The sequence below is a fragment of the Pseudomonas sp. BLCC-B112 genome (genome assembly GCF_028550695.1).
Taxonomy (GTDB): Bacteria; Pseudomonadota; Gammaproteobacteria; order Pseudomonadales; family Pseudomonadaceae; genus Aquipseudomonas; species Aquipseudomonas danubii.
In genome coordinates this window covers 21,084-33,478 of record NZ_JAQQGK010000015.1, presented here as the reverse complement: position 1 = coordinate 33,478, position 12,395 = coordinate 21,084, and the positions used below count along the sequence as shown (strand labels likewise).

Here is a 12,395-nt window from a genome sequence, read left to right as displayed (position 1 = left end):
GCAAGGGGCCGGGGTGCACAGCGCGACGCGGCGTGCAGTGCCGTGCGCTTCAATGCCGGGCTTGAGGAGGCTGTCGCGTTCGGGACGGGGCTTGACTCAAGACCGTTGCAGAGAAGACGAAGTGGCGCTGGGGGGATTTAGCGCAGGCCTGGCGTCGCGCCGTGCGTCGGTCGCTGCAGGGAGGCTGCAGCGACCGCTGGATCAGCTCAAAGTGGTCGATCGAAGAAGAACTCGCGTTCCAGGCGCAGCAGAGCGGCTTTCTTGTGGGCCAGTTGAATGTCCTTCAAGTGACCGAAGCCCTGGGACTTGAGGAAGTCGATCTGCCGGTCATGGTCGATGCGCGGTTCGCCAAGGATGCGCTGGGTGCGTGGATCATCCAGGAACATGTAGTGCATCAGCGAATTGAACCAGCCCTTGAGCTTGCCGATGCCCTGGTGCTTGTTCTCGCCCACCACCACGTGCCAGCCGCGGTCGTGGTCCTGCACGTCGTAGTAGGGGGCGATGCGGTCTTCCTTGCACCAGTAGACTTCGAAGTAGGCGAAAGGCTCGTCGTCGTAGCAGCCGATCAACGGATGGACCCGCGGGTCGGCGAGCATGTCTTGCAGATAGGCGGCGTGCTCGTCGAGGCTGCCGGCCTGCTCCCAGAAGAACGCCACCTGCTCCAGGTTCATCCAGCGATTGAAGGCTTGCAGGTCACGGTCCGGATCGATGGTGCGCAGGCTGAACTCGGTGTTGAGCCCCGGCAGTCGACGGCGGTACACCTCGCCCTGGGGCAGTGGCGGGCGTTGTGGGTGACGTTTCTCGCCGCTGAACTGGTAGAAGGGCGCGGTGTGGGCGCTGGCCGGAGCGCTGAGCCAGGGCAGCGGGTGCTGCCAGAAGGTGCCGCGTCGGCACTGTAGCTCCACCTGGTGGGCATCGGCGGCGAGCAAGGTGTCAAAGACCCCCTGGCGGATGGCTGACACGGCAAAGTCGCGGCTGGCACGCAGGCGAACCCGCACCTGGGCGGACTTTTTCTTGTAGCAGAAATGCCCGCCCAACAAGGCCAGCAGCGCGCTGGCCGGGTAGTTGGGGGCAATCTCGCCGGCGATCTCGATCAGTTCGCCATCGCTGCGAAAGGTCAGTGCCGCGAAGCCCTCGGTGTGCAGGCTGCCCTGGTTCTCTTCGGCGTCATGCACGCTGGCGGTGGAACCGTCGCTCAGCGACAGGGTGAACAAAGCTGCTTTCATGGTGTGTCTCCGTCAGTCGATGAGGGGGAAGGTCAAAGGTCGCGGGCAACCCGGAACCCCAGCCAGTCACCACGATCGGTGGGGTAGATGTTGTTGCGGTTGCCTGAGCGGGAAAAAATCGGCGCTTCGGTCCAATCGTTGCCGCGCATCTGCAGGACGCTGCAGTTGGGCTCGGTCCAGGCGCTGCCGTCGGTGGGGGCGCCGACATAGTTTTCATGCCAGCAGTCGGGGGTGAACTCGTAGACATTGCCGTGCATGTCGTAGACGCCGAAGGCGTTGGCGGGGAAGGAGCCGGCTGGTGAGGTGAAGCTGAAGCCGTCTTCCGGGCCGTAGGTGTTGGCGTGCTTGGCGATGCTGTACTCCTTGCCCTCGTCGAAAGGGAAGGGGAAGGGGCCGGTACTGCCGGCGCGGGCCGCGTATTCGCGCATGGCTTCGCTGACGATGAAGTAGTGCTGGCCGGTGCGCTTGGACAGCCAGGCGGTGTAGGCCTGGGCTTCGTTGAAGTCCATGCATACCGCCGGTTGGCGCGGACCGACTTCGTAGCGGGGTTTGCCGGCCTTGCATTCGCGGCCAGGGCGCGTGTCGCCGTCGGGCATCTGGTAGCCGGTTTCCTTCAGGTAGGTCGCCCATTCGCCGGCCAGGACCTGGAAGCGCCCGATGGCGAACGGCTTGGCGAAGGTCACTTCATGCATCGGACCTTCGTCCTCCTGGCGGCCGACCTCGTCAGCGGGGGTGCCCATGATGAAGGTGCCGGCGGGCAGCACCACCATTTCCGGACAGTCCTTGCAGTCCTTGAACACCTTGCCCGGCTGGGGCGAGGCGGCGGCCTGGGCGGCGGTCGGCAGTAACAGGCTCAACAGCAGGGCCAGGGAGAGACTGGCCAGGGGCGGGCGGAGGGCGGTGCTCAGTGAATGCTGTTTCATCATGACTCTCTTTTTAAAAGTGACGCAGGGCGCAAGGAGGAGCGGTTTCAGACCTTTTTGCGCAGCAGGTCCATGAAGCGATCGATCTGTTGTTCGTCGTTGAGCAGGCCAGGCGCGGTACGGATCACCGGACCGACGTCGCGGTCCACGGCATCGACCACCACCCGATTGGCCATCAGGTAGGCGGCGAATTTGTCGCAGTCCTGATTCTTGATCCGGAAGAAGGTGAAGCCCGCTGACAGCTCGGGGCTCAGGGGGGTGACCAGCTCCACTTGGGGCAGCTCCTGCAGACGTTGCTTGAGGTAGCTGTTGAGGGCGTGGATGCGCGCCTGGACCTGGGCCTTGCCCAATTGCAAATGCAGCTTGAAGGCTTCATCCAGGGCCCAGCGGTGTTCAAAGGCGTGGTAGCCGCCGGGGGTCATGCTGGTGGCGAAATTGTTGTCCTCGGAAAAGGTCGGCACGCTGGGGGTAACGTCCTTGAGCTCCTCGGAACGGGCACAGATGATCCCGGTGCCGCGAGGGCCGAACATCCACTTGTGGGTGCCGGAAATGAAGTAGTCGCAGTGCATGTCGGGGAAGTCCAGGTTGTCCACGCCAAACCCGTGGACCCCATCCACCACATAGATGATTCGGTCTTTGTCGTCGCGGTTGCGGTTGAACTCGTCCACCAACTGGCCGATCTCGCCGATCGGCAGTTTCACGCCGCTGCCCGACTGCACCCAGGTCATGCCCAGGACTCGGGTATTGGGGCGGATACTGCGCTTGATCGAGTCCAGGATTTCATCTTTGGACACCCGGTGCGGGTCCTTGAACAGGCTGATCTTGCGCACCTGGGTGCCTTGCTTGCGCACGCGATATTCCAGGCTGTACTCGGTGGCGTAGTGTTCGTGCACCGTGGTCAGGATCTCCTGATCGGGCCGCACGTGAAGGCCGCCATAGATCATCGCCAGGCCTTCGCTGGTGCTGCCGGTGAGGGCGATCTGGCCGGGCTTGGCTTGCAGGTAGCGACCCGCCCATCGACGCACCTCGGCCTCGCGTTTCCAGGGTTCCTGCAGGTCCCAGTCCATGGCCAGCCCGGGGTTGCGGTCGATATTGGCGCGATGCCGTTCGATGGCTTCACGCACGGGCCTTGGGTGCGAGGTCACCAGGAAGTTGGAAAAGTGAATGGAGTCCGGGTCCTGGTCGAACAGCAGGCGCAGTTGCGCCCATGGGTCCTTGGGCGTGGGCGCCGGGGCGCTAGCGCTGGTGCCGGACGCGGCCAGGGCACTGGCGCCCAGAGGCAGGCCGGCGGCGAGGATGCCGGCCTGTTTGAGAAATGTACGGCGATCGGTCATGAGCTCATTTCACTGGTTGGCAAAAGGGGGGATCAGCGATTGGCCAGGGGCTTGGCGGACTTCTGCACCTGCTCCCAGACCCGCAGGAAGTTGCCGCCCCAGAGCTTGGCGATATCTGCTTCGCTGTAGCCGCGCTGCAGCAGTTCGGCGGTGACGTTGCGGCCCTCGCTGACATCCTTCCAGCCGTCCAGGCCGCCGCCGTCGTTGAAGTCCGAACTGATGCCGACGTGGTCGATGCCGATCTTCTTCACGGCGTAATCGATGGCGTCGCCGAAGTCCTTGAGGGTGGCCTTGGGTTCTGCTTCGACAATGCTGTACAGCTCGCCGGCGTATTCGCCGAAACGCTGTTCGGGCCACACGGTGATGATGGCGTCGCCGGGCATCAGGGCCATTTCCAGCCCGGTCAAGGGTTGCAGGTCGAAACGCGCGCGCAGGGCGTTGAGCTTGTCCCGGGTCGCTTGGCTCAGGGGGCGCAGGTAGGTGGGGAAACCGACGATCTGCACCACGCCGCCGCTGTCCTTGATCAGCTGCATTTCCTTGTCGCTGAGGTTGCGCGGGATATCCACCAGGGCCCGGGGCGCCGAGTGCGAGGCGACGAAGGGCGCGCGGCTGAGCTGGCTGACTTGCTCCAGGGCCTTGGTCGACATCTGCGAAACATCGATGATCACCCCCAGGTCGTTGAGCCGGCGCACGGCCTGCCGGCCCAGGTCGGACAGCCCGCCCAGGGCATCCGGGGTGTCGTTGAAGAACGGCAGTGGCCGCGAGGAATCGGACCAGGCGTTGTTGCCCACGTAGCTGAAACCGAACATGCGCATGCCCCGGGCCGCCCAGAGATCGAGCTGGTTGAGATCGGTGCCCAGGGGGTAGGCGTTGAGCATGCTGAGGAACACCGCGAACTTGCCTTCGCCGTTGAGGCGGCGGAACTCTTCCGGGGTGTGGGCAATGGCCACCTGGTTGGGGAAGTCGCGGACCATGCCGGTGAGGATCTTGTAGCGCGCTTCCTGCTCGTTGCGCGCGGCGTCGACAAAGCCCGCCGTGGGACGATGAGGGGCATTTGCGCCGTTCCAGATTTCCGGCCAGCCAAAGATCGTCAGGGCTGCGCCGGACAGGCGCCCGCGTCCGGCCTTGGCTAGGTCGAACTGGCCGCTGCCGTCCTTGTCGGCCTCGTTGCCGGCACTGCCGAAATCCAGGGGCACGGTAATGTGGCTGTCGAAGGAGAGGATGCGCTCCTGCAGTTCTTCTGCCTGCTTCATCAGCTTGACCGGATAGCCGGGGTTGTCCCTGAACCAGTAGTCCCAGGCCAGGAAGCCGGCGCCGGCGCCAATCGCCAGGGCCAGCGGCAGGCCAATGTAAAGAGCCTTCTTCGAACGTGGTTTTGTCATTGCCATCTCAGTCGGTTTCGCCGTCAAGGTGCAGGCACAGGGGCCTTTGCTATCTGGGAAGAACGAGCCAGTGACGAGGAAATTTAAGCCCCCTGCGCGGGCGGTAAATTTCCGTGGGCAATAAACGTTCTAGCTTGGATAAAGCCTGCATCAGGGCTGACACAGGTAGGGCAATGACGATTTCTCGACGAGGGTTCATGGCGGGCTTGGCGCTGACTGGCGCTGCCGTGCCGGCGGCGTTTTATGTGCATCGCGAGTTGACGCGTGAGGAATTCCCGATCACCCCGGGCGAGGCCACGGTGGACCTGGCGGATACCGCCGGGCAACGCCTGGCGGACCAGTTGCGGGGCATCTGGAGCATTCGCTTTGAAGGCGCCGATGCCGGGCTCGATGGCTTGGGGCGCCAGGACTTGGAAGTGTTTCTCGACATCGCCCAGCGCGGGCGTGGCCTGCGCGGTTACCTGGACACCGCCGAGGGCCTGCGCGGCGCCGCCGAGCCGCGCTACCGGATCGTTGCCGACCTGGTGAGCCCGCAGCCGGGTGAAATGTACTGGCGGTTGATTCCTGCCACGGCGGTGGACGGTGCCGCCACTTATGAGTTCAAGATGAGCCTGGATGAAGTCTGGGCCGATTTCGCCAACGCCGGCAGCGGCACCCTGAGCGGCCGTGTCGAGCGCCTGGACCGGCCCCTGGCGCTGCCCGCCCTGGACAACCGCTTTGTCGCCACCAAGCAGATGTTTCCCGAAGCCCGCCAGCGTATCGGCCTGAACCCGACGCTGCAGGCCTGGCTGGTGTCGCCCGAGCATCGGTTGTTCCACCAGCTGTGGCACGCGACCCGGGACAAGTGGCACCGGCTGTCCGAAGAGAAGCGTGACGCCCTGCGCGGCATCGGCTGGCAGCCCGGTCCTCGGGGGCAGGAGCGCGATGCGCGCGGTCCGAAGAAGGATCGCAATGGCTCGGGCATCGATTTCTTCTTCATGCACCGGCACATGCTGGGCACGGCGCGTTCCATGCAGGACTTGCCGTCCTGGCAGCATTTCCCCCTGCCGCAGCCGGAACTGCTGCGTGATCGCCTGGGCTTCGCCCGCTATTTCGACAACCATGACGGCGGTTCCCTGCCGCCAGCGTGGCTGGCCGATGACGATGACGACTACAGCCAGTGGGTCAGCGACATCAAGGCCGGCGAGACATACCACAGCAACTTCCAGGTCTGGGAGTCGCAGTATCGCAACCCGCGCTACCTGGCGAACCTGACCCTGGGCCAGTTCGGCTCGGAGATTGAACTGGGCCTGCACGACTGGCTGCACATGCGCTGGGCCTCGGTGCCGCGTGATCCTTCCAGCGGTGCACCGGTGCCCATGGCCCGCGATCCGGCGGACTTTTCCCCGCGCTGGTACCAGCCGGAAAACGACTTTCTCGGCGACCCGTTCTCCTCCCATGTCAGCCCGGTGTTCTGGCGTTTCCATGGCTGGATCGACGACCGCCTGGAGGACTGGTTCCGCGCCCACGAGCGTTTCCATCCCGGCGAGCTCAAGCGTCTGGAAGTCAATGGCGTGCCCTGGTTCGCCCCGGGGCGCTGGGTCGAGGCCGGCGATCCCTGGCTGGGGCCGGTGACCCACGGTTGCAGCACTATCCCTGGATTGCAGACCGGCAAGACCGTGGAGATGGACCCGGAAACCATGAAGCTGGCCCTGCGCATCACCTTTATCGAGGATGAAAAGCAGTTGGCCGATCTGCTGCGCAAGGTGCCGCGCCGGCCCTGGTATGCGCGGCATTTGAAGGTCAGGCAGCGGCTGTTGTAGTGGCGCCGGGCTGATCGCGAACTTCGAGTCTGGAGGTCGTTGCTAGGGGTGTTCAGATCGAAAGGGCCACTTCGGCCAGGAAGCTGAACAGTTCTGGGTATCCGGTCTGCTGCCATGCTTGGGTTTCATGATCAAAAAAGCACACCTCTGCCAGGCATTGGTTATTTTCAATCCGGAATCCGTAGAAGTCGCCGCAGCCGTTCTCTGAAAACAACAGATGACACTTGCCAATCAGTGGGTGTTGTCGATTGATTCTGGCCAGGTTGAAATCGCTGTCTCTGTCCAGTGAGTAGACGATTCCCAAGGCAAAGTAGCCGCCCCCATGCTTCAGCAGGAACTGGCGGTACTCGACAGGAAGTCGCAGCGCCAGGTCATTTTGAGCCTCGGTGATGTCCTCCTCGGTGGCGGCGCTGTCCGAAGGGAGCTCAAACCAGATCGGATGGAGGTTCTTCTTGGCATTCAGCAGTTGTTCAAATTCACTGAAGTTCATTGTCCTGGTCTTCTTGAGGGGCGAGGCATCAGGTGTCGGCCAGTGTTTCAGACGCTCCGTGATGGTTCAGGCGCCGAGTTAGCGATGCTATCTCCTGAGCTTTCGGTTTCTTGCTGGTCACGGCCTCGTAGATCTCGTTGAGGACCAGATCCGGGTCCTTGTGGGTGAGCTGTGAGATGACATTCGCCAGGTTTCGATCTGACAGATGTTCATATAGCGCTGCCAGAAGAGGGCGGTAATCGGTTGGGCTGACTCCGTTCGGGAATGCTCTTTTCAGCATCGACAGTACGTCTGCCAGGGAGGCGTCCAGCTCGGTTCCGATGGGCATGGTGGGGGTGTTGCTCGCGTCTGTTGGTGGTCGCACGATTCTAGGTCATCAGGGGCCTGGCCGTCGCTGCGACGATGGCCAGTGGTGATGCCGCCGGCCATGCGAGACTTTGGTGATTCATTGATTCCAGCCGCCGCCCAGGGCCTTGTACAGGGCAATGCTGGACTGCAGCCGTGACAGCCGCAGTTGCACGTTCTGATCCTGGGCGGCGTACAGGGTGCGCTGGGTTTCCAGCACGGTCAGCAGGTCTTCGGCGCCTGCCTGGTAGCGGCTCTGGGCAATCTCGAAGGCCCGTTGCGCCTGATTCAACTCCTCGCTCTGCCACTGGCGTTGCTGGTCCAGGCCGCGAATGCTGTTGAGGGCTTTTTCCACATCGGCAAAACCATTGATGATCGCCCCCCGATAGCTTTCCAGCAGTTCTTCTTGGCGGGCCGTGGCTTTGTCCCGTTCGGCGCTCAGGCGTCCGGCGTTGAAGATCGGCGCCACCAGCCCCGCGCCGAGGTTGTAGAAGGGGCTGCGCAGCAGATCCGGGGCGTGACTGGCGCCGGAGCCGAGGCTGGCGCTCAGGGTCACGCTGGGCAACATGGCCGCCCGCGCCACTTTGACGTCGGCCTGGGCTGCGGCCAGTTTGGCCTCGGCGCTGGCAATGTCCGGGCGCCGGCTCAGCAGGTCGCTGGGGACGCCGGCATTGATGCTCGGCCATTGCAGTTGGGTGAAGTCCTGGTGGCCCAGGTTGAGCGCCTGCACCGGTTGCCCGAGCAGGGCGGCGAGGGTGATCCGGGCTTCCTCGGCCTGTTGCTGCGCCAGGGGCAACTGGCGTTGCTGGGCGGCGACCAGGCTGCGTTGTTGGGCCAGTTCCAGGGCGGTGGCCGAGCCCGAGTCGTAGCGGGTCTGCACCAGCTTGAGCACGTTCAGGGCGTTGTCCAGATTCAGCTGGGCGATCCGGCTTTGTTCGCTCAGCGCCAGGGCCTGGGTGTAGCTGTTGGCGACGCCGCTGAGCAGGGTCAGTTCCACGGTGGCCCGGTCGAACTCGCTGGCCTTGACCCCCAGCAGGGCGCTGTCGCGGGCGGCGTGGCGGCCGCCCCAGAAGTCGATCTCGTAGCTGGCGCTGAGGCTGGCGTCGAAATAGTCCACAGCCTGGTTGTCGCTGGTGGCGTCCAACTTGCTGTAGCCCTTGCCGCGCAGCAGTTTCTGCCGGTTGGCGTTGAGCCCGCCCTTGAGCTCGGGCAGCAGTGGCGCGCCGGTGATCACGGCGCTGGCCTGGGCCTGGCGTACCCGCGCCATGGCCGCGGCGAGGTCGAAGCTGCCATCGCGGGCCTGGGCGATCAGGCGGTCCAGGTCCGGGCTGGCGAACTGGCTCCACCATTGCCGGTTGTCGGCCTGGGCGGCGGGGGGGGTGGCTGTTTGCCAGGTGGCGGGTGCTTGCAGGCCGCTGTCCGGGCGCGGTGCGGGGCTGCTGCAGGCGGCCAGCAGGATGCAGGCGGCCAGAAGGCTCAGGGGTGTTTTCATCGATCGATCATTCACTGGTAAGGGCCGTGACCGGGTCGAGCCGGGCAGCTTTGCGGGCCGGCATGAAGCCGAAGATGACGCCGGTGACCAGGGCGCAGCCGAAGGCGCCGAGGACGGCGACCAGGGAGAAGGCGATCGCCACTTCACTGAGGATCAGTACGCCACCGATCAGCAGTGCCAGGGCGATGCCGGTCAGGCCGCCGACCACCGAGAGCATCACCGCTTCGGTGAGGAACTGGCGCAGGATGTCGCGCTGGCGAGCGCCGGTGGCCATGCGGATGCCGATCTCCCGGGTGCGTTCGCGCACGGTCATGAGCATGATGTTCATCACCCCGATACCGCCCACCAGTAGCGAGATCGCGGCAATGGCGCCGAGCATCAGGGACAGGGTGTTCTGGGTGCGGGCCTCGGCCTGGATCATCGCCGCGTTGTTGGTCAGCTCATAGTCGCGCTTGCCGTTGTGCAGGCGCAGCATCAGTTGGTCGATGGCTTGCTCGGCTTCCTTGACCTTGCTGGCGTCCGCCGCGGCGATGGCCACGTACTCCGGATTGCGACTGCCGAACAGGCGGGTGCTGGCGGCGGAGTAGGGCACGGCGATGCGATCGTCGCTGTCCTGGTCGCCGGAGCTGGCGCCTTTGCCCATCAGTACGCCGACCACCTGGAAGGGGGCGTTTTCGATCAGGATGTACTGGCCGATGGGGTTGGCAACGTCCTTGAGCAGTTTTTCCCGGACCTTCTTGCCGATCACCGCGACCGCGGCGCCGGCTCGTTCGTCGGCCTCGGTGAAGTAGCTGCCTTCGACCACCGGCCAGTTGAAAATGTGCGGGAAGTTGGTGTCGTTGCCCCCTACGTAGCTCATGTGATCGGCATTGCCGAAACGCACCACGGCTTCCGAGCCGTTGACCGGCATGATGCGCTTGACCTGGGGCAGGGTGGCCACGGCGGCGACGTCGTCGAGGCTGATGACGCCTTGCGGTGCGCGCGGGTTGGGCGCGTGTCCGCTGAGGTAAAGGATGTTCGAGCCGAAGGCGCCCATCTGTGCCATCACCTGACGTTTGCTGCCTTCGCCCACCGCCAGCATCACCACCACCGAAGCGACGCCAATGACGATCCCCAGCAGGGTCAGGGCGGTGCGGAAGCGGTTGATCCACATCACCCGCCAGGCCGCCTGCACCGCTTCCAGCAGTTCGCCTTTCCAGGCGCCGGTGGCTTCGCTGCCGTCGGCCAGGCGCTGGCGCAGGTCCACTGCCTGCAGGGCGCCGGCGTTGGCGCTGGTCTGTACCGATGGGTCGTGGTGGGCGGTGTCGCTGATGATTTCGCCGTCGCGGATCTCAATGATGCGCTTGGCCCGGGCCGCCACTTCACGGTCGTGGGTGATGAGGATCACCACGTGGCCCTGGCTGGCCAGTTCGTCCAGCAGGGCCATGACTTCGGCGCCGCTGTGGCTGTCCAGGGCGCCGGTGGGTTCGTCGGCGAGGATGATGTGGCCGCCGTTCATCAGGGCGCGGGCGATGGACACCCGTTGCTGCTGACCGCCGGACAGTTGATGCGGGCGGTTGCCGCTGCGACTGGCCAGGCCCAGGCGTTCCAGCAGGGCGGCGGCGCGGGCGTGGCGTTCGGCGGTCGGGGTGCCGGCGTAGATGGCCGGCATCTCGACGTTTTCCTGGGCCGAGGCCGAGGGGATCAGGTGGTAGCCCTGGAACACGAAGCCAAAAGCTTCGCGGCGCAGCCAGGCCAGTTCGTCGCTGTCGAGCTGGGCGACGTTCTCTCCGGCAAACAGGTACTCGCCGGACGTCGGACGGTCCAGGCAGCCGAGGATGTTCATCAGGGTCGACTTGCCGGAGCCCGAGGCGCCGACGATGGCGACGAATTCCCCAGCGTGGATCGACAGGTCGATGCCGCGCAGGACATCGACTTGCGGGCTGTCGCCGCCGCCATAGGATTTGCGGATGTCTCTGAGGTCGATCAGCGGAGTCTGCATTCAACCCTCGCTGCTGTTGGCCGGGCCGATCAGCAGGTGATCACCTTCGTTCAAGCCGTCGAGGATCTGGATGCGCAGGCGGTCACTGATACCGACCCGGACCTTGCGCTCGTCGATCGAACCGTTCTTGGCCACCACCCGGGCAATCTGCAGGTCCGGCTCAGTACTGCCCTGCAGGGCGGCGATGGGGGCGGTGAGGACATTTTTTGCCTGGTTGGCGACGAAAAACACCTGGGTGGTCATTTCCGCCATCAGCGCGTTGTCGGCGTTGTCCACGTCCAGCAGCACGGTGTAGAGCACCACCCGGCCGCTGCCGCTCTTGCTGGTGCTGGTGGGGCTGCCGCTGCCCTGGCTGGTTTCGTTCAGCGGCTTGGGCGGAATGGGCAGGATCTGCCGCACGGTGCTGGTCCAGCGCCGGTTGCCACCGCTCAGGGTGGTGAAGTAGGCCTGCATGCCGGGTTTGACGTGGCCGATATCGGCTTCCGAGACTTCGGCCCAGACGGTCATGGGCGAGAGTTTGGCGATGCGCAGGATCAGCGGCGTCTGCTGCTGGGCGTTGAGGGTCTGGCCTTCGCGGGCATCCACCGCCACCACGGTGCCGGACATGGGGGCGTAGATGCGCGTATAGCCCAGCTCCGCCTGGTCGCTGCGCAAACTGGCCTGGGCCTGGCGGATCTGCGCCTTGTACATGTCGATGCGTGCCTGGGTGGCCTTGAGTTCGGCCTGTGCGGTCTGTACGTCCTCTTCGCGAGTGGCGCCGCCGGCCGCCAGGTTCTGCTGGCGCTGGTATTTCTGCCGGGCCAGCTGGTTCTGGGCGTACTGCTCCTGCAACTGGGCCTGCAGGTTCTCGATGGCGAAACGGCTGGCGTCGAGCTTGGCCTGTTGGGTGGCGGGGTCGATCTCCACCAGCAATTGGCCTTCGTTGACGGTGTCGCCGGCCTCGACGTGGATCTTGCGGATCTGCCCGGAGGCCTGGGCGCCGACGTCGACATAGCGTCGGGGCTGCAGGGTGCCCAGGGCGGTGACGCTGCTTTCGATATCGCCACGGCTGACTTGCACCGTCGCGAACTGATCCCGTCCAGGGGGAATGAAGGTCCAGGCAGTGATGGCTACAACGGGAATCAAGCAGAGTGCTGCAAGCAGGGCGCGTCGGGTATGTCGGGGACGTTTCATGCAGGGTTCCGGCCAGGGGAAATCGGCCCGTCATCCAGCCGTTGCTGCTTCATGAGGCAAGGCCGGGCGCTGCCGTCGGGGCGGCAGATACGGGGAGCTGTCAGGTAAACGAGAAGCGCGTGGGGGAATTTAACTCCCGACACATGGGGTTACAGCTGCTTGAACACGAAATATCAGCGTATCGCAGCAGCAGTACTTTAAATCTATATGAGAATTACTATAAATTACGTCGCTCCTAAACTGCCAT

10 protein-coding genes are annotated in these 12,395 nt (G+C 64.5%); 1 reads left to right on the top strand and 9 read right to left on the bottom strand.

Annotated elements, in window-relative coordinates:
* Window positions 1–206: 206 nt before the first annotated feature.
* The 4 genes from PQT43_RS28990 to pvdM are packed head-to-tail and all read right to left on the bottom strand — an operon-like array spanning window position 207 to window position 4,865.
* Entirely contained in the window at window positions 207–1,226 is a 1,020-nt protein-coding gene (locus PQT43_RS28990; protein WP_272755362.1) for a GNAT family N-acetyltransferase, read from the bottom strand.
* A 32-nt stretch (window positions 1,227–1,258) separates the two neighbouring features.
* On the bottom strand, window positions 1,259–2,149 hold the full coding sequence (gene pvdO / locus PQT43_RS28985; protein WP_170004348.1) for a dihydropyoverdine dehydrogenase: 891 nt from the start codon (window positions 2,147–2,149) through the stop codon (window positions 1,259–1,261).
* 47 nt (window positions 2,150–2,196) lie between these two features.
* The gene (gene pvdN, locus PQT43_RS28980; RefSeq protein ID WP_267268649.1) at window positions 2,197–3,483 is read right to left on the bottom strand and encodes a pyoverdine-tailoring periplasmic protein PvdN; all 1,287 of its coding nucleotides are present in this window, start codon (window positions 3,481–3,483) and stop codon (window positions 2,197–2,199) included.
* Window positions 3,484–3,515: 32 nt separating this feature from the next.
* Window positions 3,516–4,865: a pyoverdine-tailoring dipeptidase-like protein PvdM gene (gene pvdM, locus PQT43_RS28975; RefSeq protein WP_267268648.1), complete on the bottom strand. Its 1,350-nt coding sequence runs from the start codon at window positions 4,863–4,865 to the stop codon at window positions 3,516–3,518.
* Between the two features lie 173 nt (window positions 4,866–5,038).
* Between pvdM and pvdP the strand changes: the two genes are divergently transcribed.
* Window positions 5,039–6,667 (top strand): pyoverdine maturation tyrosinase PvdP, encoded by a 1,629-nt coding sequence (pvdP, locus tag PQT43_RS28970; protein ID WP_110653647.1) that lies wholly within the window; start codon window positions 5,039–5,041, stop codon window positions 6,665–6,667.
* 52 nt (window positions 6,668–6,719) lie between these two features.
* Here pvdP and PQT43_RS28965 read toward each other — a convergent pair whose 3' ends face one another.
* The 5 genes from PQT43_RS28965 to PQT43_RS28945 form a co-directional block, all read right to left on the bottom strand.
* On the bottom strand, window positions 6,720–7,157 hold the full coding sequence (locus tag PQT43_RS28965) for an SMI1/KNR4 family protein (protein ID WP_183001503.1): 438 nt from the start codon (window positions 7,155–7,157) through the stop codon (window positions 6,720–6,722).
* 28 nt (window positions 7,158–7,185) lie between these two features.
* Window positions 7,186–7,485, bottom strand: coding sequence for a DUF3349 domain-containing protein (locus PQT43_RS28960; RefSeq protein ID WP_272755360.1), 300 nt, complete (start codon window positions 7,483–7,485; stop codon window positions 7,186–7,188).
* Window positions 7,486–7,602: 117 nt separating this feature from the next.
* Entirely contained in the window at window positions 7,603–8,994 is a 1,392-nt protein-coding gene (locus tag PQT43_RS28955) for an efflux transporter outer membrane subunit (RefSeq protein ID WP_267268646.1), read from the bottom strand.
* Window positions 8,995–9,001: 7 nt separating this feature from the next.
* Complete coding sequence (locus PQT43_RS28950; RefSeq protein WP_102880151.1) at window positions 9,002–10,975, bottom strand: MacB family efflux pump subunit; 1,974 nt, start codon at window positions 10,973–10,975, stop codon at window positions 9,002–9,004.
* Window positions 10,976–12,148: an efflux RND transporter periplasmic adaptor subunit gene (locus tag PQT43_RS28945; RefSeq protein ID WP_272755359.1), complete on the bottom strand. Its 1,173-nt coding sequence runs from the start codon at window positions 12,146–12,148 to the stop codon at window positions 10,976–10,978.
* Window positions 12,149–12,395: the final 247 nt, after the last annotated feature.

Bases quoted from the DNA above. Each gene is read 5' to 3' on its own strand.
- PQT43_RS28990 (WP_272755362.1), bottom strand. From the start codon at position 1,226: ATGAAAGCAGCTTTGTTCACCCTGTCGCTGAGCGACGGTTCCACCGCC.
- pvdO (WP_170004348.1), bottom strand. From the start codon at position 2,149: ATGAAACAGCATTCACTGAGCACCGCCCTCCGCCCGCCCCTGGCCAGT.
- pvdN (WP_267268649.1), bottom strand. From the start codon at position 3,483: ATGACCGATCGCCGTACATTTCTCAAACAGGCCGGCATCCTCGCCGCC.
- pvdM (WP_267268648.1), bottom strand. From the start codon at position 4,865: ATGACAAAACCACGTTCGAAGAAGGCTCTTTACATTGGCCTGCCGCTG.
- pvdP (WP_110653647.1), top strand. From the start codon at position 5,039: ATGACGATTTCTCGACGAGGGTTCATGGCGGGCTTGGCGCTGACTGGC.
- PQT43_RS28965 (WP_183001503.1), bottom strand. From the start codon at position 7,157: ATGAACTTCAGTGAATTTGAACAACTGCTGAATGCCAAGAAGAACCTC.
- PQT43_RS28960 (WP_272755360.1), bottom strand. From the start codon at position 7,485: ATGCCCATCGGAACCGAGCTGGACGCCTCCCTGGCAGACGTACTGTCG.
- PQT43_RS28955 (WP_267268646.1), bottom strand. From the start codon at position 8,994: ATGAAAACACCCCTGAGCCTTCTGGCCGCCTGCATCCTGCTGGCCGCC.
- PQT43_RS28950 (WP_102880151.1), bottom strand. From the start codon at position 10,975: ATGCAGACTCCGCTGATCGACCTCAGAGACATCCGCAAATCCTATGGC.
- PQT43_RS28945 (WP_272755359.1), bottom strand. From the start codon at position 12,148: ATGAAACGTCCCCGACATACCCGACGCGCCCTGCTTGCAGCACTCTGC.